Annotated in this window: 24 protein-coding genes; 16 read left to right on the top strand and 8 right to left on the bottom strand. The window is 62.7% G+C overall.

Annotated features, from left to right (window positions below; all coding sequences use genetic code 11):
- Positions 1-42: 42 nt before the first annotated feature.
- The 12 genes from DFR40_RS09995 to DFR40_RS09940 all read left to right on the top strand — a co-directional run bounded on the left by DFR40_RS09995 (position 43) and on the right by DFR40_RS09940 (position 13,031).
- A complete protein-coding gene (locus DFR40_RS09995) occupies positions 43-540 on the top strand; it encodes a GNAT family N-acetyltransferase (RefSeq protein ID WP_121458353.1) in 498 nt (165 codons plus the stop codon).
- Positions 541-821: 281 nt separating this feature from the next.
- On the top strand, positions 822-2,039 hold the full coding sequence (locus DFR40_RS09990) for a methyl-accepting chemotaxis protein (RefSeq protein WP_121458352.1): 1,218 nt from the start codon (positions 822-824) through the stop codon (positions 2,037-2,039).
- Positions 2,040-2,050: 11 nt separating this feature from the next.
- Entirely contained in the window at positions 2,051-2,419 is a 369-nt protein-coding gene (locus DFR40_RS09985) for a response regulator (RefSeq protein WP_121458351.1), read from the top strand.
- A 9-nt stretch (positions 2,420-2,428) separates the two neighbouring features.
- A complete protein-coding gene (locus tag DFR40_RS09980; RefSeq protein WP_121458350.1) occupies positions 2,429-2,755 on the top strand; it encodes an STAS domain-containing protein in 327 nt (108 codons plus the stop codon).
- A gap of 4 nt (positions 2,756-2,759) precedes the next feature.
- Positions 2,760-5,036 carry a chemotaxis protein CheA gene (locus DFR40_RS09975; protein ID WP_121458349.1) on the top strand — a complete coding sequence of 759 codons (2,277 nt, stop codon included), beginning with the start codon at positions 2,760-2,762 and terminating at the stop codon, positions 5,034-5,036.
- A 27-nt stretch (positions 5,037-5,063) separates the two neighbouring features.
- On the top strand, positions 5,064-6,989 hold the full coding sequence (locus DFR40_RS09970; protein ID WP_121458348.1) for a methyl-accepting chemotaxis protein: 1,926 nt from the start codon (positions 5,064-5,066) through the stop codon (positions 6,987-6,989).
- Positions 6,990-7,006: 17 nt separating this feature from the next.
- Positions 7,007-7,579, top strand: a complete 573-nt coding sequence (locus DFR40_RS09965) for a chemotaxis protein CheW (RefSeq protein ID WP_121458347.1) — start codon at positions 7,007-7,009, stop codon at positions 7,577-7,579.
- A gap of 13 nt (positions 7,580-7,592) precedes the next feature.
- Positions 7,593-10,172 carry an EAL domain-containing protein gene (locus DFR40_RS09960; RefSeq protein WP_121458346.1) on the top strand — a complete coding sequence of 860 codons (2,580 nt, stop codon included), beginning with the start codon at positions 7,593-7,595 and terminating at the stop codon, positions 10,170-10,172.
- Between the two features lie 51 nt (positions 10,173-10,223).
- Positions 10,224-11,036 carry a CheR family methyltransferase gene (locus DFR40_RS09955; RefSeq protein ID WP_121458546.1) on the top strand — a complete coding sequence of 271 codons (813 nt, stop codon included), beginning with the start codon at positions 10,224-10,226 and terminating at the stop codon, positions 11,034-11,036.
- Positions 11,033-11,524, top strand: a complete 492-nt coding sequence (locus tag DFR40_RS09950; protein ID WP_121458345.1) for a chemotaxis protein CheD — start codon at positions 11,033-11,035, stop codon at positions 11,522-11,524. Before DFR40_RS09955 ends, DFR40_RS09950 begins: the two co-directional genes overlap by 4 nt.
- 158 nt (positions 11,525-11,682) lie before the next feature.
- Positions 11,683-12,411 carry a sensor histidine kinase gene (locus tag DFR40_RS09945; protein WP_147431315.1) on the top strand — a complete coding sequence of 243 codons (729 nt, stop codon included), beginning with the start codon at positions 11,683-11,685 and terminating at the stop codon, positions 12,409-12,411.
- Positions 12,408-13,031 (top strand): response regulator, encoded by a 624-nt coding sequence (locus DFR40_RS09940; protein ID WP_121458343.1) that lies wholly within the window; start codon positions 12,408-12,410, stop codon positions 13,029-13,031. The genes DFR40_RS09945 and DFR40_RS09940 overlap by 4 nt, the downstream gene beginning before the upstream one ends.
- Before the next feature lie 36 nt (positions 13,032-13,067).
- Here the strand turns inward: DFR40_RS09940 and DFR40_RS09935 are convergent, their stop codons facing one another.
- The 8 genes from DFR40_RS09935 to DFR40_RS09910 all read right to left on the bottom strand — a co-directional run bounded on the left by DFR40_RS09935 (position 13,068) and on the right by DFR40_RS09910 (position 20,734).
- On the bottom strand, positions 13,068-14,093 hold the full coding sequence (locus DFR40_RS09935) for an adenosine deaminase (RefSeq protein ID WP_121458342.1): 1,026 nt from the start codon (positions 14,091-14,093) through the stop codon (positions 13,068-13,070).
- 39 nt (positions 14,094-14,132) lie between these two features.
- A complete protein-coding gene (locus DFR40_RS17000) occupies positions 14,133-14,774 on the bottom strand; it encodes an FtsZ/tubulin family protein (RefSeq protein ID WP_147431314.1) in 642 nt (213 codons plus the stop codon).
- A gap of 582 nt (positions 14,775-15,356) precedes the next feature.
- Complete coding sequence (locus DFR40_RS16995) at positions 15,357-15,677, bottom strand: hypothetical protein (RefSeq protein WP_147431313.1); 321 nt, start codon at positions 15,675-15,677, stop codon at positions 15,357-15,359.
- Positions 15,678-15,823: 146 nt separating this feature from the next.
- On the bottom strand, positions 15,824-16,144 hold the full coding sequence (locus DFR40_RS09930) for a hypothetical protein (protein WP_121458341.1): 321 nt from the start codon (positions 16,142-16,144) through the stop codon (positions 15,824-15,826).
- Between the two features lie 3 nt (positions 16,145-16,147).
- Entirely contained in the window at positions 16,148-17,107 is a 960-nt protein-coding gene (locus DFR40_RS09925; RefSeq protein WP_121458340.1) for a helix-turn-helix transcriptional regulator, read from the bottom strand.
- Between the two features lie 7 nt (positions 17,108-17,114).
- Positions 17,115-18,617, bottom strand: a complete 1,503-nt coding sequence (locus DFR40_RS09920; protein WP_121458339.1) for a DUF2779 domain-containing protein — start codon at positions 18,615-18,617, stop codon at positions 17,115-17,117.
- A gap of 288 nt (positions 18,618-18,905) precedes the next feature.
- Positions 18,906-19,475, bottom strand: a complete 570-nt coding sequence (locus DFR40_RS09915; RefSeq protein WP_170160197.1) for a S1 family peptidase — start codon at positions 19,473-19,475, stop codon at positions 18,906-18,908.
- Positions 19,476-19,654: 179 nt separating this feature from the next.
- Positions 19,655-20,734, bottom strand: coding sequence for a BMP family ABC transporter substrate-binding protein (locus DFR40_RS09910; protein ID WP_121458337.1), 1,080 nt, complete (start codon positions 20,732-20,734; stop codon positions 19,655-19,657).
- Positions 20,735-20,891: 157 nt separating this feature from the next.
- On the opposite strand from DFR40_RS09910, the gene DFR40_RS09905 reads away from it, so the two are divergent.
- The 4 genes from DFR40_RS09905 to xdhC all read left to right on the top strand — a co-directional run bounded on the left by DFR40_RS09905 (position 20,892) and on the right by xdhC (position 26,311).
- Positions 20,892-21,386, top strand: a complete 495-nt coding sequence (locus DFR40_RS09905; protein WP_121458336.1) for a nucleoside deaminase — start codon at positions 20,892-20,894, stop codon at positions 21,384-21,386.
- Positions 21,387-21,481: 95 nt separating this feature from the next.
- On the top strand, positions 21,482-22,987 hold the full coding sequence (gene xdhA / locus DFR40_RS17245) for a xanthine dehydrogenase small subunit (protein ID WP_121458335.1): 1,506 nt from the start codon (positions 21,482-21,484) through the stop codon (positions 22,985-22,987).
- Positions 22,984-25,302, top strand: a complete 2,319-nt coding sequence (gene xdhB, locus DFR40_RS09895) for a xanthine dehydrogenase molybdopterin binding subunit (protein ID WP_121458334.1) — start codon at positions 22,984-22,986, stop codon at positions 25,300-25,302. The genes xdhA and xdhB overlap by 4 nt, the downstream gene beginning before the upstream one ends.
- A gap of 1 nt (position 25,303) precedes the next feature.
- Positions 25,304-26,311, top strand: coding sequence for a xanthine dehydrogenase accessory protein XdhC (gene xdhC / locus DFR40_RS09890; RefSeq protein WP_121458333.1), 1,008 nt, complete (start codon positions 25,304-25,306; stop codon positions 26,309-26,311).
- Position 26,312 lies beyond the last annotated feature (1 nt).

Raw genomic sequence — 26,312 nt, 5'->3', positions numbered from 1 at the left:
GGCTCGGCTAGAATACGGCGCCCCACCACCCGCGAGACGCCCATGCTCATCCGCCCCGCCCGTGAATCCGATTTCGACGCCATCTGGGCGATCTTCCAGGCCGTCGTCGCCAGCGGCTCGACCTACGTCTTCGCCCCCGACACGCCGCGCGAGGACGCCTGGCAGTACTGGTTCGGCCCCGGCGTCACCTGCTTCGTCGCCGAAGACGACGGCCGCGTCGTCGGCATGTACAAGTTCATCCCCAACCAGCGCGACCTCGGCAACCACGTCGCCAACGCCTCCTTCATGGTCGCCACCGACGCCGCCGGCCGCGGCATCGGCCAGGCCCTCGGCGAGCACTGCCTGCGCCAGGCGCGCCTGGCCGGCTACCGGGCGATGCAGTACAACTTCGTGGTCAGCACCAACACCGCCGCCGTCGCGCTGTGGCGGAAACTCGGCTTCGCGATCGTCGGCACGCTGCCGAAAGCCTTCCGCCACCAGCAACTGGGCGAGGTGGACGCCTACGTGATGTACCGTTTTCTCGACGACATCGCTACCTGAAAAACTGACCACGCACCGCCCCAGCCAAGAGCCGCTCAACCATGAGCGGCTTTTTTTTCGCGCCCTCGCCAGCCTGCTCGCTTACCCCCGCCAATCGCTGCTGCAGCGGCCTTTCTCCAGGGCGACGGGAGCACGCCTTGCGCTCGCCGGACTAGACCAAAAGATGTAGGCATTTCCCTACGTCATGTCGTCCCGAGGCTACAGCGAAATCAACGACGGCTGATATATCTCGACGCCATACTCACTCATGCTACGGTGATCGACGACCCCCCTAGCAACCCATGGCAAACACTGTAGACACTGGCGCCCCAAGGAATTACACCGATCACGAGGGAGCTGGCGAGGCACTTGCTTATCGACAACTTCCATTCTTCCTGCATGGAATTGCTGTCAGCGGAGCGACCGCCTACCTGGCCACGCCGGGATTGGCCGGCACATTTGCCGCCCTGCTCCTTGGCGCGCTGAGCATCGCCCTCGGCTTCTGGACCAACGCCCGCCACCGCCGGCATATCGGCACCATCCAGGCCGCCGCCAACGCCGCCGCCGCACGCTCGCAGGCGCAAGCCACCGCGGCGGGCATTCCCGGCCTCGATCAACTCTGCCTGGGCGTCCTGCCGGTCTGGTCGGGACAAATCGAAATGGCGCAAAACCATACGGAGCAGGCAACCATCGATCTTGCCCAGCGTTTTGCCGACATCTCCCAACGGCTCGAAGGCAGCCTTTCCGGAACGCCGGAAACGAGCACCGACAACCCGCTGATTTCCCTGCTCCACAACGCCCGCGACGAACTGGATTCGATCGTCAGCGCGCTGCGGGCCGCACTCTCCACCAAGGAAACCCTGCTCCATGAAGTGACCAAGCTGTCGAACCAGACGATCGCCTTGCAGCGCATGGCCCAGGATGTCGGCGACATTGCCAAGCAGACCAACCTGCTCGCCCTCAACGCCGCCATCGAAGCTGCCCGCGCCGGCGAAGTCGGGCGCGGCTTCGCGGTGGTCGCCGACGAAGTCCGCAAGTTATCGACGCTATCCGGCGAGACCGGAAAAAAGATCGCCGACACCGTCGAGACGGTGAACCAGGCAATCGCCGAAACACTGCAGATCTCGCACCAATACGCAGCCCAGGACGAAACCCTGGTCAGGCATTCGAGCGAGGTCATCGGCTCGGTGATCGGCCGTTTCGGCGATGCCGCCACGGAACTCGCCGAAAACTCCGAGCAACTGCGCCAGCAGGGCATCGCCATCGGCCAGGAAGTCGCCGAGGTGCTGGTCGACCTGCAGTTCCAGGATCGGGTCAGCCAGGTACTCAGCCACGTCAGCAACGACCTGAAGAAGCTGCAGCAGAACATCAGCGAAAGCGAACGCCAGACGACGCCGGTCAATGCCGCGCAGTGGCTGGATGAACTGTCGCAGACCTACACCATGCCGGAACAGCACGCTGTCCATCGCGGCGGATCGGCAAACAAGGCCGCCAGCGATAGCGAAATCACATTTTTCTAGGGGGAAAACACATGGCCAAGACCATCCTGATCGTCGACGACTCAGCCTCGCTGCGGCAAGTCGTCGGCATCGCACTGAAAGGCGCCGGCTACGAGGTGATCGAAGCCTGCGACGGCAGGGACGCACTGAGCAAGCTCGACGGGCGCAAGTTTCACCTGATCATCAGCGATGTGAACATGCCCAACATGGACGGCATTTCCTTCGTCAAGGCGGCCAAGCAACTGCCGGCCTACAAATTCACGCCGGTGATCATGCTCACCACCGAGGCCGGCGAAGGCAAGAAGGCCGAAGGCCAGGCGGCCGGCGCCAAGGCCTGGGTGGTCAAGCCTTTCCAGCCGGCGCAGATGCTCGCGGCGGTAGCCAAGCTGATCCTGCCCTGAGGATCGATCATGAGCGAAAGCACCGAAACGGCAACCGCCAGCCTCGGCATCAGCGGCGAGTTCACCATCTTCACGGCCGGCGAACTGAAGCACCGCCTGCTCGACACGATCGACCACTGCAACGGCGGGGCAATCGAAATCGATCTCTCGGAAGTCAGCGAAATCGACTCGGCCGGCCTGCAACTGATGGTGATGGCCAAGCGGCATGCCACCAGCCAGGGCAAGACCCTGCATTTCTGCCGCCACAGCGACCCGGTCCTCGACCTGCTCGACCTTTGCGACCTCGCCGGTTTTTTCGGCGATCCGGTCCTGATCCGTTCCCGACAACAAGGCTAATTCCATGAATCTTGACGACGCACTCAAGACCTTCGTCATCGAAAGCCGCGAACTCCTCGAAAGCATGGAGGAAGCGCTGCTCAGGGTCGAGCAGTCGCCCGGGGACCGCGACCTGATCGCCGCCATTTTCCGCGCCGCGCACACGATCAAGGGCTCGGCCGGACTGTTCGGGCTCGACCACGTGGTCTCCTTCACCCACAACGCCGAAAATGTCCTCGACATGGTTCGTTCCGGCGAACTGGGCATCACCGGCGAACTGGTCGCCCTCTTCCTGCAGGTCTGCGACCACATGGGGCTGCTGGTCGACCACATCGAGGCCGGCACCGAGCCGACTGTCGAAACGCATGCCCGCAGCGCCGAGTTGGTCGGCAGCCTGAAAACCCTGGCCGGCCGCCCGGCCGCCGAGGAAAACACGCCGCCTGTCCGCCACGAAACCCCGCTCGAACGCGACAACACCAACTACGGCGAGGGCGTCGAGTCCGACAACTGGCACCTTTCGCTGCGCTTCGGGGCCGACGTCCTCAAGCACGGCATGGATCCGGTCGCCTTCATCCGCTACCTGACCACCTTCGGCCGGATCGTCACCATCGTCACGCTGACCGAGAGCATTCCCGGCGGCCCCGAGATGGACCCCGAATGCTGCTACCTCGGCTTTGAAATCAATTTCCGTAGCGATGCCGACAAGCAGACCATCGAAAGCGCCTTCGAATTCGTCCGCGACGACGCCCGCATCCGCATCCTGCCGCCGCACAGCAAGATCGACGAATACCTCGAACTGATCAACGGCCTGCCGGAAGAGGAAATGCGCCTGGGCGAGATTCTCGTCCGCTGCGGCACCCTGACCCAGGCCGAAATCGATGCGGCGCTGGCGACTCAGGCGGCAGCCCGCGACAGCGGCGAAAGGGAACCGGCGATCGGCGAAGTGCTGCTCGCCCAGCAGGTCGTGCAACCCGCAGTGGTCGATGCCGCCCTGCAGAAACAGCGGCAGGTCAAGGAAAGCAAACAGGGCGACGCGGCGCTGATCCGGGTCAACGCCGAGAAACTCGACGAACACATCAACCAGATCGGCGAACTGATCATCGCCAGCGCCGGCATCAACCTGGCGGCCCTCAAGACGGGCATTCCCGAGTTGCTCGAAGCGGCATCGGTGATGAACCGGCTGGTCGAGAACATCCGCGATTCGGCCCTGCAACTGCGGATGATCCAGATCGGCGCGACCTTCAACAAGTTCCAGCGCGTCGTCCGCGACGTTTCCAAGGAGATCGGCAAGGACATCCGCCTCGAAATCAGCGGCGCCGAGACCGAACTCGACAAGACGGTCATTGAGAAGATCGGCGACCCGCTGACCCACCTGGTACGCAACTCGATGGACCACGGCATCGAAGCCGCCGAACTCCGTCTCGCCCGCGGCAAGCCGGCACACGGCACGCTGCGCCTCAACGCCTACCACGACTCGGGCAGCATCGCCATCGAAGTCTCCGACGACGGCGGTGGCCTGCCGCGCGAGCGCATCCTGGCCAAGGCCATCGAGCGCGGCCTGGTCAAGCCGGACCAGGTGCTCAGCGACAACGAGATCCACAACCTCATCTTCGAACCCGGCTTCTCCACCGCCGAGCAGGTCAACAACCTCTCCGGCCGCGGCGTCGGCATGGACGTCGTGCGCCGCAACATCACCGCGCTGCGCGGGTCGATCGAAATCGAGAGCGTCGAAGGCCGGGGCACGACGATGCGCATCCGGCTACCGCTGACCCTGGCGATCATCGACGGCTTCCTGGTCGGCGTCGGCAACTCGTCCTTCGTCGTCCCGCTCGAAATGGTCGTCGAATGCGTCGAGCTGACCGACGATGAGATCGCGGCGGCGCAAGGGCGCGACCAGCTCAACCTGCGCGGCGAGGTCTTGCCCTTCATCCGCCTGCGCGACCTGTTCGGGATTCCCGAGGCACCGCCGCCCGAGCGCAGCGAAGCGGAAAAACTGCTGCTCGCATCGGTCGACGAGGAACTGGCCTTCCTGCTGCAACCGATCAAGCGGGAAAACGTCGTCGTCGTCAATTACGCCGGCATGCGCGCCGGCCTCGTCGTCGACATGCTGCAGGGCGAATACCAGACGGTGATCCGCCCGCTCGGCGCCGTCTTCAACGGCCTGCAGGGCGTCAGCGGCTTCACCATCCTCGGCTCCGGCCAGGTCGCCCTGATCCTCGACATCCCAGGCTTGATCCGCCGCGTCGCCGACAGTGAAAGCAGGCGCAACCGGCAACTGACCAAACACCGCATCACCGAATGACCCCCCACTTTTCCAAGGAGCCATCCAATGTTTAAAGATATGAAACTCGGCGTCCGTCTCGGGCTTGGCTTCGCCGCCGTGCTCGTGCTGCTGGCCATCGTTGCGGCCATCGCGACGATCCGCATCGGCGACATCACCCAACTGACCACCGAAGTGGTCGATGACCGTCTGCCGAAAATCATCATGAGCGACGAGATTCTCAAGAATGTCCTGATGCAGGGCAGAGCCATGCGCAACCTGGCGCTGACTCAGGACAAGAAAGTTGAACAAGCGCAAATCGAAATCGGCCAACAAGCCGGGAAAAAAAATGCCGAGTTGCTCGACAAACTCAAACCGATGATCAACTCGCCGAAGGGCCAAGAACTGTTTGATCACATGGTCGAATCCCGAGCCAAGTTCCGCAACTCGATGGAAATATTCGTCGCACTGGCTGATAGCGGATCGCCAAAACATGACAAAGCCAAAGCTGTTGAATACCTGTTTGGCGATTACAGCGCAGCTGCCGGCCCATTCATCGAAGCCGCGGAGAAATTCGCGGACTTCCAGAAGGGACTTGCCGAAAAATCCGGGCAAACCGCCATCACGACCGCCGACAGCGCCAGAACCATCGTCCTTGGGCTGAGTGCCGCAGCTTTTGCCATCGGCTGCCTTATTGCCCTGCTGCTCACCCGCGGCATCCTGCGCCAGATGGGTGGCGAGCCGACACTGGTCACCGAAATCGCCAACAAGATCGCCGCCGGCGACCTGTCGAGCAAGATCGATCTGAAGTCGGGCGACAGCACCAGCCTGCTGAGCGCGATGAAAACCATGCAGAACTCGCTGAACGCAATTGTCGGCGAGATCAAGGACATGGTCAGCGCCGCCAACAAGGGCGATTTCAACAGCAAGATGAGCCTGAACGGCAAGGCGGGTTACACCCGGGAACTCTCCGAACAACTGAACCAGCTCTCCGACACCGTCGACACGGTGTTCAAGGACACCATCGAAGTTGCCCAGGCGCTCGAGGAAGGCGACCTGACGCGCAAGGTCAGCCGCGAGTACATGGGCGCCTTCGACCAGGTCAAGCAGAGCCTTAACAACACCGTCGACAAGCTGGCGCAGACGATTTCCGAGGTGAACAACACCGCTGAAACGCTGGCCTCGGCAACCACCCAGGTTTCGTCCACGGCCCAGTCGCTGTCGCAGGCCTCAAGCGAACAGGCGGCGTCGGTCGAGGAAACCTCGGCCTCGATCGAGCAGATGGCCTCGTCGATCCAGCAGAACACCGAGAACGCCAAGGTCGCCGACGGCATGTCGGCGCAGGGCAGCACCAAGGCCGCCGAGGGTGGCCAGGCGGTCAGCGAAACGGTCGGCGCGATGAAGCAGATCGCCAAGAAGATCGGCATCATCGACGACATCGCCTACCAGACCAACCTGCTCGCCCTCAATGCCGCCATCGAAGCGGCCCGCGCCGGCGAGCACGGCAAGGGCTTCGCGGTCGTTGCCGCGGAAGTGCGCAAGCTTGCCGAGCGTTCGCAGGTCGCCGCCCAGGAAATCGGCGAACTGGCGGTCAACAGCGTCGGCATGGCCGAAAAGGCGGGCAAGCTGCTCGACGAGATCGTGCCCGCGACGAAGAAGACCGCCGATCTGGTCCAGGAAATCACCTCCGCCTCCGAAGAACAGACGGTCGGCGTCAACCAGGTGAATACCGCGATGAGCCAGCTCAGCCAGATCACCCAGCAGAACGCCAGCGCTTCCGAGGAACTGGCCGCGACCGCCGAGGAAATGTCGTCGCAGGCGACCAACCTGCAGGAAATCATGTCCTTCTTCCGGGTGGAAACCGGACGCAGCCACGCCCGTCCGAGCACCGGCAAAAGCCAGGCTGCGCATGCCGGCGGCAGCTACGGGCCGGCATCGGTCAAGAAGAGCGGCAGCGGCAACCACGCCGACGAAACCAACTTCGCCCGCTTCTGAGGATCGCTGAGGCCATCATGAGCAGCCCGACCACTCAACTCGCCCCCACGCCCGCGGCCGACCAGTCGGCCGTCGCGGCGGGCCTGACCGAGCAGCAGCAATTCCTGACCTTCAGCCTGGGGGAGGAAATGTTCGCCATCGGCATTCTCGCCATCCGCGAAATCATCGAATACGGCAACCTGACCGAAGTCCCGATGGTGCCGCCGTTCATCCGCGGCGTCATCAACCTGCGCGGCGCAGTCGTGCCGGTGGTGGACATGGCGGTGCGCTTCGGCCGTCCGGCCGGTGAAATCACCAAGCGCACCTGCATCGTCATCATCGAAACCAGCGATCTCGACCCGAGCGTCGCCGGCAGCCACGGCCAGCAGATGGGGATCGTCGTCGACGCGGTATCGGAGGTGCTGGAAATCCCGCCGGCCGACATCGAACCGCCGCCCGAATTCGGCGCCCGCATCCGCATCGATTTCATCAGCGGCATGGGCAAGGTCAACGGCAAGTTCGTCGTCATGCTCGACGTCAATCGCATCCTCGCCCTTGACGAGGTCGCCGTGCTTGCCGCGATGTCGGCGCCGGAACGCGGCGCCAGTTGATCGACCCGGGGCGATGCCACTCCCGCACGACTTCGGCTCCCCCAAGACGCCCCCGGTCAGCGACCGGGCGGCGTTGTCCACGGTCGACCGCGAAAAACCGGCAAAAACCGGACTGAACGACGCGAACGCCCGGAACGACAAAGGCACGAGTCCGCCGGACGTGGCGCCCGGGCAACTCGACCTGTTCCGCTTTCTTCTCGATCGCCTTGCCGATCCCGCCTACCTGATCGACGAGCGCGCCCGCGTGCTGCACGCCAACGACAAGGGCCACCGCATCCTCGGCTACGACTACGGCGAACTCGCCGACAAGAGCTTTCTCGACATCGACCCGAGTTACTCGCTGCACCGCTGGCTCGAACTGTTGCGGCAGCAGCCGCAAACCCATCACACCCGACATCGGCGCAAGGACCGGCGCCTGATTCCGGTCGAAGTCAGTTGCACCGGTCTTGAATTGACGGGCTCCCCTTACCGGATTGTCCTGGTGCGGCCGACCACCGACCAGGATCGCGCCGCGCTCGGCTGCGAATCGGAGTTCCGCGCACTGGTCGAAAACTCGCCCGACACCATCGCCCGCTACGACTGCCAGTTGCGCCGCCGCTACGGCAACCGCAGCCTGGCCCGATTACTCGATCTGCCAGCCGCCAAGCTGCTCGGCAAACGGCCGACCGACAACGTCCTCAACAGCACCTCGCAGGCCTATGAACATGCCCTGCGCACGGTCATCGCCAGTGGCGAGGAGCGCGAGTACGAACACAACTGGCCGTCCGCCGACGGCAGGATGATCAGCTGGCACCTGATCCTCAAGCCGGAATTCTCGACCGACGGCCGGATTACCGGCGTCGTCGCCGTCGGCCGCGACATCACCGCGCTCAAGGAAAGCGAACGCCGCCTCCGCCAGGCCGAAGCGATGGCCCGACTCGGCCACTGGCAATGGGATTGCCCGAGCAAGGAAATCCGGATTTCCAGCGAAATGTCGCGCATCCTCGGACAGGCAAGCGACTGGCAAGCAAGACCCCGCCAGATTCTCCGCCTGGTCATCGGCGAAGACCGGAAAGCCCTGCTGCAAGCCATGCGCAACGCCTGCCGGCAGCAGCACGGCGAATTCACCCTGGACAGCTACCGGATTCGCGTCGGCAACCGGATCCTCCATCTGCACACCCATATCCAGGCCGAATACAACGCCACCGGCCAAACCCGCCGCCTGAGCGGAACCACGCGTGACGTCAGCGATCTGAAGAACTACGAATCGCGCCTGCAGAAAATGGCTTATCACGACTCGCTGACCGGCCTGCCCAATCGCACGCTGCTCGGCGAACGCCTGGCCCACAATCTGGAGAAGGCAACTCGCAACAAGACCATCCTCGGCCTGCTGATCCTCGACATCGACCGTTTCAAGGAAGTGAACGACAGCCACGGCCATGACTTCGGCGACCGACTCCTGCGCGAATGCGGCGAACGTCTGCAGCGACTGGTCCGCGATTACGATATCGTGGCCCGTCTGGGCGGCGACGAATTCGCCCTGGTCCTGCCCAACATCCGCGCCGCCGACGATCTCGGCAGCATCTCGCGCAAGATACTCGATACCCTGGCCCAACCGTTTCAACTCGGCCAACTTGAAGCCTTCGTCTCGGCGAGCATCGGCATCGCCGTCTTCCCGAGCGACAGCACCTGTGCCAACGAACTCTTCCAGTACGCCGATTCCGCCCTCTATGACGCCAAGGGTCGCGGACGCGCCGGCTTCCGTTTTTACTCGGCCGAACTGACCGCCCAGGCGAAACAACGGGGAATGCTCGAAACCGCGCTGCGACGCGCCGAATCGGCCGGCGAACTGGTGGTCTTCTACCAGCCCAAGATCGATCTCGCCAGCACCCGCCTGGTCGGTGCCGAAGCCCTGCTGCGCTGGCAGCATCCCAGTCTCGGACTGGTCCAGCCGGACAAGTTCATCGGCATCGCCGAAGACACCGGCCTGATCGTCGGCATTGGCGCCTGGGTGTTGAAACAGGCTTGCCGGACCGCCAGGCGCTGGAACGAAAACAGCAGCCAGGCGCTGAAGATTGCCGTCAACCTGTCGTCGCGCCAGTTCCGCGACAACGATCTGGTGGCGCTGGTGAGCGACTACCTGCAGGCCACGGGATGCAGTCCGGCCTGGCTCGAGTTCGAAATCACCGAAAGCCTGCTGCTCGAAGACAACGAAGCAATCGGCATTGCCCTGAAAGCCTTCCGGGCGATGGGCATCAGCATCGCCATCGACGATTTCGGTACCGGTTATTCGTCGCTGGCCTACCTCAAGCGCTTTCCGATCAACGTGCTCAAGATCGACCGCTCCTTCATCAACGACGTCATGCTCGATCGCGACAGCACCGAACTGGTCAAGGGCATCATCACCATGGCCCACAGCCTGCGCCTGGAACTGGTTGCCGAGGGCATCGAGAACGCGGTTCAGGAACAGTTCCTGCAGGATTTCGGCTGCCATTTCGGCCAGGGCTACCGCTACGGCAAGCCGATGCCCCAGGCCAGCTTCGAAGCCCACCCGCTGATGCTCGCCTGCCGCCAGAAGAACGCAGGCCGAGCGCCCCAGTCGCAGCAACCCTGAGCCGAGCCAGAGGTCGCCCAACAGGACATCACCGTGCACGAATCATCCGCCATCGCCAACATCAGCATCAGCCGCGCCGAATTCGGCCTGTTCCAGAAACTGATCTTCGAAATCGCCGGCATCAACCTCTCCGAAGCCAAGCAAGTCCTGCTCGTCGGGCGGCTGTCGAAGCGCCTGAAGGCGCTGGGTTTCGTCAATTTCAGCCAGTACTACAAGCATGTCACGGGCGGTGACGACCCCGCCGAACGCCAGACCATGGTCGATCTGCTGACCACCAACGAAACCTATTTCTTCCGTGAGCCGAAGCACTTCGACCACTTGCGGCAGTTGGCGGTCAACCGCCGCCGGGGCAGTGTTTTCCGGGCCTGGAGCGCGGCCTCCTCAAGCGGCGAGGAGGCCTACACGATGGCCATGGTCCTGGCCGAAGTGCTGGGCGACGGACTCTGGGAAATCATCGGCACCGACATCAGCAGCCGCGTTCTGGCCAAGGCGCAGCGGGGACAGTACCCGCTTGAAAGAACCCGGGGAATTCCCGGCGAGTTGTTGAAGAAGTACTGCCTGAAAGGCATGCAGGAACACGCCGGGACGCTGCTGATCACCCGCGAGCTGCGCGACCGCGTCAAGTTCATGCACTCCAACCTGATGCAACCGAGCAAGGGCCTCGGCCAGTTCGACGTGATTTTCCTGCGCAACGTGATGATCTATTTCGAGAACGACACCAAGCGCAAGGTCATCCACAACCTGCTGCCCTACCTGAAAGCCGACGGCCATTTCATTGTCGGCCACTCGGAGTCGCTCAACGGTCTGACCGACCGCCTGCTTCCGATCGCGCCGACCATTTACCACCTCCGCGACGCACCATGAAAGCGGCCACGAAACCGGACAACATTTTCCTCCACCCCGGCGAATGGCATTTCGCCTCGGGCCCGGGCCGGATCGGCACCCTGCTCGGCTCCTGCGTTTCGGTCACCGTCTGGCACCCTGTCCATCAGCTGGGCGGCATGTGCCATATCCTGCTGCCGGCGCGCAAGCGGGCGCCAGGCCAGCCGCTCGACGGACGCTACGCTGACGAAAGCGTCGAGCTGTTCGTGAACGAATTGCGCAGCCGCCGGATCCTCCCGGCCAGTTGCCAGGTCAAACTCTTCGGCGGCGGCAACATGTTTCCCGGCCCCCGCGCCATGGACATCGGCGAACGCAACATCGCAGCGGCCCGACGCGCCCTGGCCGGCCACGGCTTCAACCTGATGGCCGAGCATGTCGGCGGCACCAGTCGCCGTCGCCTCTATCTCGACCTGGCCAACGGCGATGTCTGGCTGACCGCGCATCGCCATCAGAAAATGTTGGGAATTTGACAGATGAAAAGCCGGATCAAGGTGATGATCGCCGCCGCCAAAGCGCTGCTGCAGGAGATCATTGCCGACGGAAGCTGACGCTTAGCGATACGCTACCGTGGGCAAACGTTGGAAACCATGTGCCAACCCGAGCGGCACCTAGCAGACATGAGAAACAAGTGGATTTTTCCGAATTAAGCCCAACGGGAAGCGACATCCAATTGACTGGCGGAGCCAGCGGATTGACCAATTCGCAGCAGCAGATGCGCGACCTGATGGCGCATGCCCATACCGCGATCGAACAGGAACGCAAACGCATTGCCCAGAACATTCATGACGAGCTGGGCTCGCTGCTGACCGCCATGAAACTGGAACTGGCGCTGCTCACCCTGGAAACCCGGGAAATACGCGATGAACTCCAGCAACGCCTGGATTCGATGCAACGCCTGATCGAGGACGCCATCCTGGTAACCCGCCAGGTCGCCAGCGATCTGCGCCCGGTCGTGCTCAATCTTGGCCTGCTGGCATCGGTCGAATGGCTGGCCGAAAATTTCCGGCAACGCAGCGGCATTTGCTGCCAAGTCATTGCGAATGACGAAATCGCGTTGAACGATACGCAATCGACGACATTGTTTCGTATCATTCAGGAATCACTGACCAACATCATCCGCCACGCTGACGCCAGCGCCACGACCATCGACATAAAAATGGAGAACGACACACTTTGGCTGACGATCGCTGACAATGGCCGCGGTTTCGACAGCAAGGAGATCGCCGGCAACTCCTTCGGCCTGATCGGCATCCGCGAGCGCCTGGAAACACTGGCCGGCAAGCTGTACATCGAGAGTGCGCCGGGCCGCGGCACGAGGCTCAGCATCAGCATGCCGATCCATGACGACACACCATGATTCGCATCCTGCTCGCCGACGATCACCACATCCTCAGAAGCGGTCTGAAACAGATCATCACCTCCAACAAGGACCTCGCCGTCACCGAGGAAGCCAGCCACGGCAGCGAAGTGCTCTGCAAGTTGCAGCAAGGCGGCATCGATATCCTGCTGACTGACCTGAGCATGCCCGGCTTGAGTGCGCTCGACCTGATCACCCGGGCACGCAAGGAAGCCCCGAAAGTCCCGATCATCGTCCTCAGCATGCACAACGAGAGCCAGCTCGTCTCGCGCGTGCTGCGCGCCGGCGCCGCCGGCTACGTGACCAAGAGCAGCGACCCGGCGACCCTGCTCGCGGCCATCCGCAAGGTTGCCGCCGGTGGCCGCTTCATCGACCCCAGCCTGGTCGAGGCGATCGTCTTCAGCACGCCGGAAGACAGACCGCCGCACGCCGCGCTCTCGGATCGCGAATACGAAGTCCTGCAGTTGCTGGTGCGCGGCCTGTCGCTCGCCGAAATCGGCAGCAACCTCTTCGTCAGCGCCAAGACGGTAAGCACGCACAAGGCACGCGCGATGCAGAAACTCGGCATCAACAACAATGCCGAGCTGGTCCGTTACGGGCTCCGGCACGGCATGGCCTGAGCCCGCGCACCGCCGCCGGGCGGTTTTTGCCCTGTTTCAGCTGTCGACCGTGCACATCCGGTCAAGCTCGGCGATCCACGCCGCCTTCTGCGCCGCATCGACGAAACTGGCCTCGAAGCTGTTGCGCGCGATACGCTGCCAGGTCGCCGCATCGAAAGCGAAAGCCGCCTGGACGGCGCGGATGTTGTCGTTCAGGTAACCACCGAAATATGCCGGATCGTCGCTGTTGACCGTGACCCGCACGCCGGCCGCGAGCAGTTGCGGCAGCGTGTGCTCGGCCATCGTGCCGAAGACGCACAGGCGCAGGTTGGACAGCGGGCAGACGGTGAGCGGGATCGCCTCGCGCGCCAGCCGGGCGACCAGCGCCGGGTCCTCGACCGAGCGCACGCCGTGGTCGATGCGCGCCGAGCCGAGCAGGTCGAGCGCCTCGACCACGTAGGCCGGCGGCCCCTCCTCGCCGGCGTGGGCGACCACCGGCTTGCCCAGTTCGCGGCAGCGCGCGAAAACCCGTGCGAACTTGCTCGGCGGATGCCCCTGCTCCGACGAATCGAGGCCGAAGCCATGAATCCGGTCGAGCCAGGGCTCGGCCTCGGCCAGCGTGGCGAACGCCTCCTCCTCGCTGAGATGACGCAGGAAGCAGAGGATCAGCAGGCCGCTGATGCCCCAGCGCTGGCGCCCGATGCGCAGGCCCTCCTCGAGGCCGTCGAGCACCGTCCGGTAGGCGATGCCGCGCGCCGTGTGGGTCTGCGGATCGAAGAAGATCTCGGCATGGACGACGTTATCCGCCGCCGCCCGCTCGAGGTAGGCAAGCATCAGGTCGCGGAAATCGTCGGCGGTGCGCAGCACGTCGGCGCAGGCGTAGTAGAGGTCGAGGAAGGACTGCAGGCTGTCGAAATCGTAGGCCGCCCGCAGCGCCGCCTCGTCGGCATAAGGCAGCGCGATGCCGTTGCGGCGGGCCAGCGCAAAGGCCAGATCAGGCTCGAGCGTGCCCTCGATATGCACATGCAACTCGGCCTTGGGCATGCGGCAGGCAAGATCGAGAACGGGGTCGTGGGTGGTCATCGCAGAAATTCTCCGTGAAAGCGCGGCGTCGGCCCGATTCTACGAGAAGCGGCCGTGCGGCGGGCGTATAACCGGCATCCGGGATCGGGGATGAGGGATTGGGGGCTCTGGCGGGAGGAGTGAGACAGGAGGCTGCTTGTCGGCCTGAACGGTCATTGCCCTAATAGGTCTGTCAGGTGGCAATGCGCCATTCTGCGGACTATCAATCCATCTCAGTCTCGAATATCTTCGCAGCGGTCTGAAATGGCCTCCGATTGGTGGCGAATCGCGAATCTCAACTTCCCCCGCTAGACAAATTCGTATCTTTACATTTGCGCCATCTGGATCGTAAAAAAAACCGAAAAAGCATTCAGTTGCCTCTGGTAAGAGTTTTTTAATGTATTTTGCATACTCAACAAACTGACTAAAAATTAAGCCAGTAGAAGATCGAACCATGACGAGCACACCGCTTGGCGCACCACAAGCCACTCGTTTTTCTAGTAAATTATTCAGCAATTTATTTGCAGAATTCTTAAAATCAGCAGCAGGCGATGCTTGTGATACACCGCTCAAAAATTGGCCGGGACGTATTAGCACATAATTCAGGTCGTCAAAGTCTATGCAGATAAATGCCTCTAGGAGAAAGTCAGTAGCAAATTCTTCAACTAATGCACTGTCAATACCAGGCAAAGCTTCTTCCATTAACTTGAAAACTTTGCCATGGTCTTCGATCGGTATGGGTTGTCTCAAAATTAATCCTTTTAAAATCGTTCCACGAAGTCACAACATCCCTGCGAATTTCCAGTTCTATTTCGATATCTTTAAGCAGTAGCAATGCCTTGCATGAGATTTCGGACGCGTGCCATCAAGGCCGAATTTAACTCAACGGCCAGGGCGAAATGGCTAATATGGTGATACGAGCAATCAGGAACAGGCGAAGTCCTGCGGCACAAGACGCAGGAGTCGACAATGCTCCAACCCGAGCAGGCCTGGGAGCTATTGCGCAGGCATTGTGGGCGACTTGGCCTAGCCGCGCCACAACCGCAAATGCTGAACAGGATGAGGCTTTTGCCGCAATTAACCCCTAGGGATTTTACGGCGGTATTGTGCCAACATCGGTTTCGGCCTATCGAATCTGCAGCCGCCCTCATTTCGGCGCTGGAGGCAGAATATGCTGTAAAAATTGGCAGAAAAACCCGATTGGATTTCTATGATTTCTAAGGCGGTAATGGTTTAACGGAAAAAACGTGAAAATCTCAACATGCTGTACCGCCACCATCTCTATTATTTGGCAAGATCAATATTTGCCAGCTTTAGCCTAGCGAAGGTATCTCCATCCTCAAAGCGCCATCCTGAAGGCATTGTTGACTTCCACCCAAGCTCGAAATCAAGACGATGTTGCTCTTCTTTGCTAATTAAAGCTACTTTCCAATGCTTTTCCAAGAGAGACGCAATCAATTCATCCGACACCCCTTCTTTTATTAGCCTTTTGCACTCATTTATCATGAATGCACAAGGTACAACGTGTTCTGGATGTGTTGGTGTGTCTTTGCTAATTGACACCGATTTACCAACGAACACAAATTGGATCTCCGGATGGAGCATGTGCTCGAATAATCTGGAGTGAAATCCACTGCCATATTCAAGACAGTGCCGAAAATGCGACACCAACAGCCTACATGTTTGGAGAACTATTTTGGAATTTTCAGTCATCTTAAAATCGCATATTTAATTAAAATGGTATTTATTGACTACCAAAGCCTTAATACAAGCTGCGCAGCAATAACCAATATGGGGTGACCATTAGCCTCATAGGTATTTGACGAATTTGCGCCACTTTTCGGCTTTACCTTTTCCCGCTCAATCACCCACGTATTTGAGGAACTGGCGTTTGATTTTGGTTTGATTTCCTTGCCATCCCAGAGCCAGGTATTTGATGAATTCGCTCCTGTTTTTGGCTTAATCTCCTTTCCGTTAAGAATCCAGGTGTTTGAGAAATTGGCTCCAATTTTCGGTTTCAGTTCGGAACCGTCGCAGACCCAGCTCTTAGGAAGTTCAATCGAGTTAGCCATTGCTTATTCCTTTCCGTGTTTTGAAATTTCGCTGACTACATCACCAAACCCCCGCAGCCACCAGTCCAGCATATCCGTATCCACAACGGTGGCCGTGATACGGTATTGATCTGCTTCTTCCTCGACCTGCTGGTCTTCTGACAACGGGGACTCCAGCAAATGAAGTCCAGCATCTTTCTCAATCAAGAAGCTGAGTTTTATCTTATTCCCCCGTCCATATCCGAATCGCCCATCGTCATCGAATTTCTTCAGATCAAACTCTGGTGGTCGTTGGAACGTGAACGCCGATACGCTGGCTGACTGAATTCGATGCAATGCCAGACTGCGCTCGTTGTCGTAACCATCAAAGCGGCAAACCAGGTACATCCGCTGCCCTTGCTGAGCCAGGCCCAAGGGCATGACACGGCTTTCGAGCGTTTTCCCTGCCGCATTCTTGTATTTGACGTTCAGCCACTGGTCACCATAGAGAGCATTGCTCACCTGCTCAAAAACCGCAGGATCGACTTTGGGCGGCAACAGGGGCTGGCTGGTGCTGACCACCCGAACTTTTTTCAACCAATCAAGCTCCCGCTTCGCGCTCGACTTTTCATTGAGTTGCGTGCGCGCCTGAACGAAAAACCCCTCCATCGATTTCATCAACCGTGGTGGCAGCAACTGCCCCATCTGCTGTTCGGCAAGCGTCAGGAGCAGGCACTCCTGCGGACTGAGGCTGGGCAGTGAAAGTCCTTTTGCTCTCTCTTTCCAGCAATAGCGATAGGGCTTGGCGGTATCGTCCCGGTCGATATCAAAGTACTCGGAGAGGGTTTCAAGCTGGCGCTGAATCGTGCGCATGTCCCGCTCGAATCCCGCTTCGGTCAGTTGCTGCCTTAACTCGGGCGCGGTAATCGTTCGCCCCTTGGGTATACGGCGCACTAGTTCAAGTGCGATTTGCAGGGTTTCCAGTGATTCTGGACGTTTTGGCATGGCGGAATCAGAGCGCGAGTTCTGGATGACCAGAGAATACCTGCCACAAGCGAACCATGGCATAGGTATCCAGTTGGCAATACGCTAGCAACTGTTTGCGAATACATTCTTTAGCGTCAGTACTGGTTTGGGGGTGTAGGGCTTCAAGAAACGCCTCCATCGCCATCCCGCCATCTCGAACGCCCTCAAGATCCTGATATTTGAGTTCAGGAACGACAGCGGGCAAAACCGCTTTTATGCTCCAGCTCCCGTGTTGGCTGGGGTGATAGTAGCGCTGCCGCGCTACCGGCAGCAGATCAACAATGCGTTCGTTGATGGCCAGCAAATGCGACGATTTTTCGGGGAATCGCTGGGCCAGTTCGCTGATCCGCGAACGTTCAAACGCAGCGTTGTAAACGAAGACTGGGTGGTCGTTTTCTCCACATAGCCGGATCAATTCATCGGCAAACGGCAACGATGGGTCGCCTCCAGATAGATCGAGAAATTCCGAATGCTCAAGGAGCCCTTCTGCAGTTACGACATGCAGGCTGAACTGGAACGGAATCTGTTGATACGGACGAGTTCCGGCCCAGATCGGCACCGGAAATTGTATGGTTTCGAAATCCAGGAAGTAGGCAGGCAGCGGATAGCCTGCGAGATCAGCCGCAGCACCCGAAGCATCGAAGTAGGTGCGGTTCTCCAAGGTATGCGTTTTTACAAGGCGTTGCCGCGCGTTGAGCATCTCGTCAGGGACATCGCGGAGATCGTCGATTCCTGATTCAGCAAGTTCTCGTATCTTGGCGGAAGGAAAGCGTGGCAACCAGTAAATTGGAAACTCCGGCTTGGGCTCGTCACGGCTGCAGTAAGGGTAAAAGCCACATTCGAAAGGTGCATCGCAATGGGCGCCGATTGCCACGCTGGGTTCTTGGGGGTTTTCAACAACAGCATTCGCGCGCTTTATCCACGCCTGCACTTCCTCGTGGCGGGATAGGGCCTCCTCGGTCAAAACATTGACCTTGAGTAATCCGCAGTAATCACCACCCCCGGGATAAGTCCAAGAGCTATCGATGTGAGCCAGCGAGACCGATTCGAGCGGAATGCCATTCACCGTCGCAACATAAGCCTGTACGGCAATGTCGTCACGGTGATACTCCTTGACCGAGGTCGACGACTTCACCTCGATCATCCGCCAGGACAACTTGCCGCTATCCACAGATGGGAGCATTACATCGGCAAATGCTAACGCGCCACCGCCACACAACCCCGCCTCGAAAACAGGTTGATTGTGTTGAAGCAGTGCCGCACTAAGGGCAAAAGCGGCAGAAAATCCCTCTTTCTCTACATCGATGAGAATGCCCTTGTGCTCAGGATCGAACAGGTCCCGTGCCATCTCGCCAACCCGATGGCCGACCTGAAAGCGGCATTCTGCTTGCTCGGAATCATCGCGAAGCTCAGGGTGATGAACCTCCAGCCAGAGTCGTTTCTCGCACTGGCGCAAGGCCATCAGTTTTGATTTCGAAAAATTACGCATGGATTTTCAAGAAAATGAGATGCTGCGATCTTCAGTCTGCTTGCGACATTTCATGTCGTAACATGTCGCATCACTTACGCGACAAATTATGACGCAGGACTCCTGAAAATGCCCTTGTTTGGGATATTTCAGGTGAGAGTCCGATGTTCTGTTTAAAGCCCCCATTTGTAACCATGCTACTGTCAGGCAGCTTCGGCCGATATCCTGACATCGGTTAATTTCCACCTGTCACAACAAGCACGCCCATTGAGTGCAAACGGGCCAAATCGGGAAGCACATCGATCGCAACTATAGATACGGCCGCAATTCGCTCACAGGAATGGCGAGACAGGATTTTTGATAGCGATAGACGGCGAAATTGAGGCCGATCAGTTCGCCACGAGCATTCAGCACCGGGCCACCCGACGAGCCACCGGAGCAAAACGCCCCAAGCTTCATGGTTTTCCCACCATCGGCATAGCCAAGGACAGAACCCTGGCCGATTACCGGAATACCCGACGGGTATCCATACAGCCAGATGTTTTCCCCCTCGACGATCTTCGCGCTGAGCGCGACCGACCGCCCCGGGAAAGCTCCGACGAGAACGCAGGCATCTAGTTCTCCGAGCTGGTAGTACTTTGCCACCTTGAACCAGTCACCAGTCTTTCGCTGCATGACTTTAGGCCATCCACCCTTGCCCTGGACGATATGGCAGTTCGTCAAAATCTTGTCGGGTGACAACAGCACGCCCGTGCCGAAATAGCTGGAGTTGCCGACTGGAACAACAACCTTATAGATCGAGGATTCGAGGGCATACGGATTGTCAGCAAGGACAGAAGCCGATACCGCGCAGAGGAACAGCATGACGATGGATTTCATGCCGGGATTAAACACCAAACACAGTTCTTCTGCCGCCATCGCCGGAAGGCCGAGATGACACTCGCTGCTCACCTGGCGAGGTTGTACGGCAGACCAGGCCACCAAAAAACAAAGCCCCCGACCAAGGCCGGGGGCTTTGTGTATTGGCCGGGCGAAACCGGCCTGTTTGGCGTTGCCGCTTACTTCGGGATCGAACCTTCGACGCCTTCGACGTAGAAGTTCATCTGCTTCAGCTCGGGGTCGGTGTAGCTCTTGCCGGCGGCGAGGACGACCTTGCCCGACTGGTCCTTGAGCGGGCCGGTGAAGGGGTGCAGCTTGCCGGCCTTGATCTCGTCGCGGCGTTGTTCGGCGAGCTTCTTCAGGTCGGCGGAGACGGCCGGGCCGAAGTTGTCGATGTTGACCGCGCCTTCCTTGACGCCCCACCAGATGTCGCCGCTCTTCCAGGTACCGGCCTGGACGTCGTCGAGCGTCTTCTTGTAGATCACGCCCCAGTTCAGGATCGACGCGGCGAGTTGGGCCTTGCCGCCGAACTTGCTCATGTCGGAATCCCAGCCGAAGGCGAGCACGCCCTTTTCCTGGGCGGTCTGGACGACGGCCGGGGAATCGGTGTTCTGCATGAGCACGTCGGCGCCCTGGGCGATCAGCGCCAGCGCGGCTTCACGTTCCTTGCCCGGGTCGAACCAGCTGTTCACCCAGACGACGCGGGTGGTCGCGGCCGGATTGACGCTGCGGGCGCCGATGGTGAAGGCGTTGATGTTGCGGATGACTTCCGGGATGGGGATCGAGGCGACGACGCCGAGCTTGTTGCCCTTGCTCATCTTGCCGGCGACGACGCCGAGCATGTAGGCGCCTTCGTAGGTACGGACGTCATAGACGCCGAGGTTCTTGTCGGTCTTGTAGCCGGTGGCGTGCATGAAGACGGTGTTCGGGAAGGCCTTGGCGACCTTGACCATCTGGTTCATGTAGCCGAAGGAGGTGGCGAAGACGACCTTGTGGCCCTTCTGCGCCATGTCGCGGAAGACGCGTTCGGCGTCGGCCGTTTCCGGCACGTTCTCGACGAAGCTGGTCTTCACCTTGCCGCCCGACTGGGCTTCGACCGCCTTGCGGCCGACGTCGTGGGAATAGGTCCAGCCGTGGTCGCCGGTCGGGCCGATGTATACGAAACCGGCCTTGAGCGGGTCGGCGGCGTGGGCGCCGGCGAGGCCGGTCACCGCCAGGACGGCGGCGGCGGTCAGGGTCTTCAAACGAGAAAGCAGCATGCTCGGTTCTCCTTCAGGGTTAAGAAACGGATTGCTGCACTGTAGCAATCCCGATGGGCCGGACCCATCTCGCCAACGTTATGACCAGTATTGCTCGAAGCAGCGCCCGCCGGCCGGCACCTGACGCGATAATGCCCGCATCTTCAGGAGACCGCCGATGACCGCTACCCTTTCCGCTACCGACCTGGACTACCTGCGCCGCACGATCGAGATGTCCGGCCGCGTCCGCGCTGCCGGCAAGCACCCGTTCGCCGCCCTGGTGGTCGACGCCGAAGGGCGGATTGTCGCAGAGGCGGGCAATGATTCGCTACCCCCCGACGGCGATCCGACGCGTCACGCCGAGCTGCTCGCCGCCGCTCGCGCCGCCCGCCTGCTGACGCCGGCGCAACTGGCAGAGGCGACGCTGTATTCGAGCGCCGAGCCGTGCGCGATGTGCGCCGGGGCGATCTACTGGTGCGGCATCGGCCGCGTCGTCTATGCGCTGTCCGAGCATAGATTGCTCGGCCTGACCGGCGACCATCCGGAAAACCCGACCTTCGCCCTGCCCTGCCGCGAGGTTTTCGCACGCGGCCAGCGCCGCATCGAGACCCTCGGCCCCTGCCTCGAGGACGAGGCCGCCGCCGCCCACGCCGGCTTCTGGGGCGCGCCATAAGGCAGCGCAGATAATCCTTATCGGCCGCCGCCGCTGAACGCCGGGCGGTCGCCTGTGCTAACTTGAAAGCCATACGTCACACCGATCCAGGCCCCATGTCCGAACGTCCCATCCAGTTTTATTTCCGCGGCGAGATCCACGCCGTCCAGGGCGCTGCGCCGACCCGCACGCTGCTCCAGTACCTGCGCGAGGATCTGCACCAGACCGGCACCAAGGAAGGCTGCGCCGAGGGCGACTGCGGCGCGTGCACGGTGGTCGTCGGCGAGCTGGCCGGCGAGCCGGGCCGGGAGGAACTGCGGCTGCGCGCGGTCAATGCCTGCATCCAGTTCCTGCCCGCGCTCGACGGCAAGGCGCTGTTCACCGTCGAGGACCTGGCCCCGGCCGCCGCCGACCTGCACCCGGTGCAGCAGGCGCTGGTGGACCGGCACGGCTCGCAGTGCGGCTTCTGCACGCCGGGTTTCGCGATGTCGCTGTTCGCCCTCTACGAAAACCGCGACAGCTGCCCGCCGCGCGACGAGATCGACCACACGCTGTCGGGCAACCTGTGCCGCTGCACCGGCTACCGGCCGATCGTCGACGCCGCCCGCGACGCCTACGCGCTGCCGCGCCGGCCGCTCGACCGGCAGCCGGTGATCGCCGCGCTGCGCCAGCTGGCCGCGCTGCCGCCGCTCGATTACGTCGCCGACGGCCGGCGCAGCCACAGTCCGCGCACGCTCGCCGAACTGGCGGCGCTGCGCCTGCGCCTGCCCGAGGCGCGGCTGGTCGCCGGCGGCACCGACGTCGGCCTGTGGGTGACCAAGCAGGGACGCGACCTCGGCGAGCTGATCCTGCTCGGCGCCGTCGACGAACTCAAGCGCATCCGCGTCGGCGACGGCCAGCTCGAAATCGGCGCCGGCGTCACGCTGACCGACGCCTTCGCCGCGCTGACCGCTTTCGAGCCGCAATGGGCCGAACTCGCCCGGCGCTTCGCCTCGACCCCGGTGAAGAACGCCGGCACGCTCGGCGGCAACGTCGCCAACGGCTCGCCGATCGGCGACTCGATGCCGGCGCTGATCGCCCTCGGTGCGACGATCGTGCTGCAGCGCGGCGAAACGACGCGGACGCTGGCGCTCGAGGATTTCTACCTCGATTACCAGAAAACCGCGCTGCAGCCCGGCGAGTTCGTCCGCGCGCTGCGCCTGGACGCGCCGCCGGCGCCCCTGGTCCGGCATTTCCGGGCGTGGAAGGTGGCCAAGCGGCTGGACCAGGACATCTCGGCGGTGGCTGCCGGCTTTGCCGTGCATCTCGACGCCGACCAGGTCGTCCGCCGCGCCCGCCTCGCCTTCGGCGGCATGGCGGCAACGCCGAAGCGGGCGGCCGCCGCCGAGGCGGCGCTGCTCGGGCGGCCATGGTCGCCGGCGACGATCCGCCTGGGCATGGCGGCGCTGCGCGAGGACTACGCGCCATTCACCGACGTTCGCGCGAGCAGCGCCTACCGGCTCAGCGTCGCCGCCAACCTGCTCCAGCGCTTCTGGCTGGAAACCGCGCCGGCCGGCGCGTCGACCGTGACACCGCTGCGCCTGGCCGAACTGGCGCCGATCGACCCGGAGGCCCGCCAATGAGCCACGCCGAAACCCCCGCCGGCCTGGTCGGCCGGCCGCTGCCGCACGAAAGCGCCCGCCTGCACGTCAGCGGCCGCGCCAGCTACATCGACGACCTGCCCGAGCCGGCCGGCACCCTTCACGCGGCGCCCGGTTTGTCGGGCATCGCGCGCGGCCGCATCCGCCGCCTCGACCTCAGCGCGGTGCGCGCGCACCCCGGCGTGCGCTGCGTGATCACCGCCGCCGACATTCCCGGCGAAAACAACTGCGGGCCGATCCTGCACGACGACCCGATCATCGCCGGCGACGAAATCCAGTTCCACGGCCAGGTCATCTTCGCCGTCGCCGCCGACACGCGCGACGCGGCCCGTCAGGCGGTGCGCCTGGCCAAGGTCGAATACGACGTCGCCACGCCGATCCTCGACATGGACGCGGCGATCGCCGCCGAATCCTGGGTCCTGCCGCCCTTCGCCATGCAGCGCGGCGAGGTGGACGCGGCCTTCGCCGGCGCCCCGCATCGCCTGGCCGGCCGCGCCGTGCTCGGCGGCCAGGAGCATTTCTACCTCGAGGGCCAGATTTCCTTCGCCCAGCCGCGCGACGACGACAGCCTGCACCTGCTCTGCTCGACCCAGCATCCGACCGAGATGCAGCAACTGGTCGCGCACGCGCTCGGCTGGCGCTCGCACCAGGTCAGCGTCGAATGCCGGCGCATGGGCGGCGGCTTCGGCGGCAAGGAATCGCAGTCGGCGCAGTGGGCCTGCCTGGCGGCGATACTCGCGGTCAACACCGGAAAACCGGTAAAAATGCGCCTCGACCGCGACGACGACATGGTCGCCACCGGCAAGCGCCACGGCTTCCAGTACGCCTGGGAATCGGCCTTCGACGACCGCGGCCGGCTGCTCGGCCTGAAGCTCGAGATGGCCTCGAACTGCGGCTTCTCGGCCGATCTCTCGGGGCCGGTCAACGACCGCACCATCTGCCACATCGACAACGCCTACTACCTCGACGCGCTCGCCTTGAAGAGCCTGCGCTGCAAGACCAACACCGTCTCCAACACCGCCTTCCGCGGCTTCGGCGGGCCGCAGGGGATGTTCGTCATCGAGAACGTGCTCGACGACATCGCCCGCCACCTCGGCTGCGACCCGCTGGCCGTCCGCCGCGCCAATTTCTACGACGTCGAGCCCGGCGCACGCAGCACCACGCCCTACGGCATGGTCGTCACCGACAACGTCGCCCCGGCACTGGTCGCCGAGCTCGCCGCCGACTGCGACTACGCCGCCCGGCGCGCCGCCATCGCCGAGTTCAACGCCACCAGCCCGGTGCTCAAGCGCGGCATCGCGCTGACCCCGGTCAAGTTCGGCATCTCGTTCAACGCCACGCATTACAACCAGGCCGGCGCCCTCGTCCATGTCTATACCGACGGCACCGTGCTCGTCTCGCACGGCGGTACCGAAATGGGCCAGGGGCTGTACACCAAGATCCGCCAGATCGTCGCCGACGAATTCGGCCTGCCCTTCGCCGACGTCCGCCTGGCCTCCACCGACACCAGCCGCGTCGCCAACACCTCGGCCACCGCCGCCTCCAGCGGCACCGACCTCAACGGCAAGGCGGCGCAGAACGCCTGCCGCAACATCAAGGCGCGGCTGGCCGCCTTCATCGGCGAACTGAGCACGCTGACGGTCGACCCCGAAAAAGTCGAATTTTCCGGCGGCCAGGTGCGCGCCGGCGCCTTCGCGATGCCCTTCGGCGAGCTGGCGATGGCCGCCTACCGGGCGCGCATCCAGCTCTGGGACGCCGGTTTCTACAAGACGCCGAAAATCCACTTCGACCCGGTCAGCAAGCTCGGCCGCCCCTTCTTCTACTTTGCCTACGGCGCCGCCTGCTGCGAGGTGGCGATCGACACGCTGACCGGCGAAAGCCGCGTGCTGCGCGCCGACCTGCTGCACGACGCCGGCCGCTCGATCAATCCGGCGCTCGACATCGGCCAGGTCGAGGGCGGCTTCATCCAGGGCATGGGCTGGCTGACCAGCGAGGAACTGTGGTGGCGCCCGGACGGCAAGCTGATGAGCCACGCGCCGTCGACCTACAAGATCCCGACCGCCAGCGACCTGCCGGCGATCTTCAACGTCCGCCTCTACGCCAATGCCAACGCCGAGGACAGCATCCACCGCTCGAAGGCGGTCGGCGAACCGCCGTTCATGCTCGCCCTGGCCGTCTTCCAGGCGCTGCGCGACGCGGTCGGTGCGGCCCTGCCGGCCGGCCGGCCGGTGCGCCTCGACGCGCCGGCGACGCCGGAGGCGATCCTGCGCGCGCTCAACCCCGGCGAGGCCGCCTGAGATGGCTGCCGACTGGCTCGACGCCCTGGTCGCGCGGCTCGCCGCCGGCACCGACACGGTGCTGGTGACGGTCGCCCGGGTCCAGGGCTCGGCGCCGCGCGGCGCCGGCACGACGATGCTGGTCGACGCTGCCGGCCAGGCGCTGACGATCGGCGGCGGCCACCTCGAATGGCAGGCCGCGGCGCATGCCCGGCGCCGCCTGGCGGCCGCCGACGGCGGCCCCGAGGTGATCCGCTACAACCTCGGCGCCCGCCTCGGCCAGTGCTGCGGCGGCGTCGTCTGGCTGCTCTACGAGACGGTGCCGGCAAGCGCCCTCGCCGCCTGGCAGGCGCGCCGCGCCCAGGCGGCGGCCGGCGGCCTGCAGCGCCGCCTGCGCCACGATGCCGCCGCCTCGACCTGGACGCCCGGCAGCGCCGGCCACGGCACCCGTCTCGACGGCGGCCCGGAGGCGTGGACGCTGAGCCAGGATGTGACGGTCGACCGCTTTCCGGTATGGATTTTCGGCGCCGGCCACGTCGCCCGCGCGCTGGTCCGCCAGTTGCAGCCGCTGGCCGCCGCGATCACCTGGATCGACAGCCGCGACGAGGCCTTCGCCGATTTCGCCACGGACGGGCTCGACACCCGCGTCAGCGAGCGCCCGGAAGACGAGGTCGCGCTGGCGCCGCCGGGCAGCTTCTTCGTCGTCATGACGCACAGCCACACGCTCGATTTCGCGCTCTGCGAGGCGATCTTCCGCCGCCGCGATTTCGCCTATTTCGGCCTGATCGGATCGCGCAGCAAACGCGCCAGTTTCGAGCACCGCCTGCTCGACCGCGGCCTAGCCCGCGAGCGTCTCGGCGAGCTGACCTGCCCGATCGGCATCGCCGGCATCGTCGACAAGGCACCGGCGGCAATCGCGCTGGCCGTTGCCGCCGAGCTCTACAGCATTCACAATGCGCGCCAATTGTTGCAACAGGCCGGTCGACCGCGCCTGATCGACCAACCCGTCCGCCCCGTCCAGCCGGAGTAAG

The sequence above is a fragment of the Azonexus fungiphilus genome, from assembly GCF_003634965.1.
In the GTDB taxonomy this organism is placed as follows: Bacteria; Pseudomonadota; Gammaproteobacteria; order Burkholderiales; family Rhodocyclaceae; genus Azonexus; species Azonexus fungiphilus.
Note: the sequence above shows the minus strand (reverse complement) of the source record. Positions and strands in the feature narration are given on the sequence as shown.